Raw genomic sequence first — 1,538 nt, forward strand, 5'->3', positions numbered from 1 at the left:
GGGTGGAAATGGAAATGGAAATGGAGATGGGAGATGGTGCCAGGTATCGGAAGTGCTTTTAGGCGCTTTGGGAGTTATTGAAGAATTAAAAAGCCCCTGTGGTTGCAGGGGCTGAGTGGGGTAAGATGCACACATCGCAACCACACCTTTTCTCAGTTTTTGTTTTTTTTACCTACTTGCCAGTTCTCACAGTAAAAGCCTAAGCTTTTATATACACTTGTATTGCTGTGAGAGCTTGTCTTTTACCCGTGTACAGCCTGCAGTCTCTTTATCGTGTACCCGCACATCCCTATGCTTCACAGTTTCTGTGAGAGCTTCTATTACAGGTGTCTGCCAAGCTTTCTTCTTGCTTGGTGCTCCATAGCCATTTGAGCCAAAGCGATATTTAAGATCAGCTGAGAAGCGTGTTTCAAATGCTTGGTCGTAGGAAAGATTAACGCCAGCAGTTAAGCCATTGCTGATGTTGTAAGAAAGTCTACCGAGCACACCAGAACCATCAGCAGTATTTAGATCACCATCTTGGTAGTAATAACCAACTGATGCTTTGAAATCAGGAGTAATGGCATAGCCCACATCAAGCCCATAGGTATCTAGGGTGCCACCTTGGTAGACGCTATTGAGTTGAACGTTTGTAGTGCCAACTGGTATCAAGGCATAGGCATTGAAATTCCAAGTATTAGAAACAGCTTCTAAACCTGCTGCCACCTGTTGATAAAAAACAGTAGATGAATTTCTTACATTCACACCAGTATCAGCAGCGCCTGTTGCCATCGGGCGGCTGTCATAACCAGCATTCACGCCAAACATCCAGGAGCGATCACTATTTAAAAAGCGATAACCCAATCGTGATGAGGTGGAAATAGTTGTGCCAGCAACTGTTGTATTAATAATGCTGCTGTAGTTGTTGTAATCAGCAAAATTAAGGTTTGCTTGAGCGTCTAAGAAAAATACGCTGTTATCACCAGTAACTAATGGTAAAAAACCACCAATACCCGCTTGGTTTGGAGTGCCAGCTCCTTGCAATGCACCTTGAAAACCAAAATTGGGTTGAATGGCATCTTTCAGCGAAATGCTCATCACGCCTAAATCAGCAGCATTGCCAGCTTTGGCTTCCTGCGCTGTTGCTGATCCAATACCAAAAGGTATTGATGCGAGTGCCAGGGCGGCAGTGCCAGCAAGGGAGAGCGACAGACGGATAGATTGCTGCACTACTGGAAACCTCGACAAAACAAAATAATCCTCAAACAAAGTGCTGCATCATCAAGGCCTTGAGGTCAGTTTTGGGGTTGGCCGCACGATGGCTCAGTGCTTGCTCACCGAGCCAGTTCCCCAAGCCTTCTTCGCCCGCCCCGCTGAGGTGGTGGCACCTGAACTGATCGGTTGCCTGCTGCTGAAACGCCAAGCGGATGGCGAGCTATTGAGTGGCGTGATTGTGGAAACGGAGGCCTATTGCCAGAGCGAGCCTGCGTGCCACGGCTATCGCCGCCGCACCCCCAGCAATGAAACGCTGTTTGGCCCACCAGGTAATTGGTATGTGT

Annotated in this window: 2 protein-coding genes; one reads left to right on the forward strand and one right to left on the reverse strand. The window is 47.4% G+C overall.

The features are described from left to right. Positions 1-207: 207 nt before the first annotated feature. Entirely contained in the window at positions 208-1,209 is a 1,002-nt protein-coding gene (locus tag C7K08_RS14035) for an outer membrane protein (RefSeq protein ID WP_106501130.1), read from the reverse strand. A gap of 88 nt (positions 1,210-1,297) precedes the next feature. On the opposite strand from C7K08_RS14035, the gene C7K08_RS14040 reads away from it, so the two are divergent. Then, a partial coding sequence (locus tag C7K08_RS14040; RefSeq protein ID WP_193464844.1) for a DNA-3-methyladenine glycosylase occupies positions 1,298-1,538 on the forward strand: 241 nt, incomplete at its 3' end.

This window comes from Synechococcus lacustris str. Tous (assembly GCF_003011125.1).
GTDB classification, from domain to species: Bacteria; Cyanobacteriota; Cyanobacteriia; order PCC-6307; family Cyanobiaceae; genus Synechococcus_D; species Synechococcus_D lacustris.